Genomic DNA, 1363 nt, shown 5'->3' on the forward strand with positions numbered 1-1363 from the left:
ATAGATTATGCAGGAGGAAAAGGGCTACTAGAGATAGACTATATTTGACTGTGACATGACCAAGGTACGAGCTGCAAGCTCGCACCAGCGGGGGGAATTACCCTTAGAACTTATAGAAGCCTTCGAAAATGAAGCTGATATGCAATGGGGAGGGATATGGGAATCTACGAATGTGGATTACATGCATTTTGAGGTTCGAAAACAGGATATTGCTAAATATTTGAGTCAGAAAAAAAATCAGTAAGTCCAATGAAAAAACGTATTCTTATCATATTGATAATTGCCTTTTGTGGTGAAGTTCTTAGAGCTCAGAATATCTCCCCTCAAAACCTTAAAGACTCTTTGTTAACTAAATATTCATGGAATGAGATCAAAGAGATGTCATCTCTGGAGAGAACTAATGTAATCAGAGCAATGCGTGGAGAAGAGTTGCTACCTGAACATGTTCCACAGGAAGAAAGGGAGTATGATTTTTTCGGTATAAAAGTTATAAAGGATATTCCTAAAGACTCTATGAAACTTGTCATAGATAATCGTATTGATTTAATCAAAAAGGAGAAAGATACTTATCGTCAAGAAATTTTTCCCAATGCGATAGTTGATGTTACAGAAGGTTGGACAGGTAACCGTTTTTACAAATCATATATCGAGAGGACATTTTCTGAATACGGTTATCGGCAAGAGGTTGATGAAATCGAGGAAGGAGAGGTATCGGCGTTTAGTAATTTTTCTAAAAGAGTATACTTCTTTAACGAAGCAGGTTCTCTAAGGCTTATAACTCGTGAAATGGGATACAATATTAATGAAGGTCAACAGTTTGACTGGTCTGATAGACTTCAATACAAATATAAGTATGAAGAAACCTACGTTTGGGACGATTCGATCATATATAAACATGTATTAAAAGGAACTCAATATGGTGTTAGTAATGGGCCTTTCTATATTGAGCCAATTAGTTTTGATACGACAAAAGTAAAGGGAGAGGAAATGGCAGTATATTTTTATAAAGATAATTCCTTTGGCTTCACTAAAAAGAATGGTTCATTCCATAAGTCTATTTGGAAAGAACGAATGTTGGAATTACCTTTTATAGATCAGGGGAAAAGTGAAAATGGAGATGTGATATCGTTTAGAAACCGCTTACTTGAATATGAAGAGTTTGAATCAAAACAGAATGATTATTTGTCTCCTGTTCCTACCTCTTTTTTAGAGCCTTACGTGATCGATTTAAAAAAGCATTAAAACCATAGCGACATGGGATCAGCCTACCCCGCTGGCGCGAGCTTGTAGCTCGTGCATCTTCTCAAAGAAAGACTGAATATCATGATATTTGTATGAAGCTATAAATCGAAGATAAAAAGTA

Annotated in this window: 2 protein-coding genes; both read left to right on the forward strand. The window is 35.9% G+C overall.

What is annotated here, in order from left to right; genetic code table 11:
- Positions 1 to 55: 55 nt before the first annotated feature.
- Complete coding sequence (locus BUB99_RS20005; protein WP_073125772.1) at positions 56 to 244, forward strand: M15 family metallopeptidase; 189 nt, start codon at positions 56 to 58, stop codon at positions 242 to 244.
- A 5-nt stretch (positions 245 to 249) separates the two neighbouring features.
- Complete coding sequence (locus BUB99_RS20010; RefSeq protein ID WP_073125775.1) at positions 250 to 1242, forward strand: hypothetical protein; 993 nt, start codon at positions 250 to 252, stop codon at positions 1240 to 1242.
- Positions 1243 to 1363: the final 121 nt, after the last annotated feature.

It is taken from the genome of Reichenbachiella agariperforans, from assembly GCF_900142205.1.
GTDB lineage: Bacteria > Bacteroidota > Bacteroidia > Cytophagales > Cyclobacteriaceae > Reichenbachiella > Reichenbachiella agariperforans.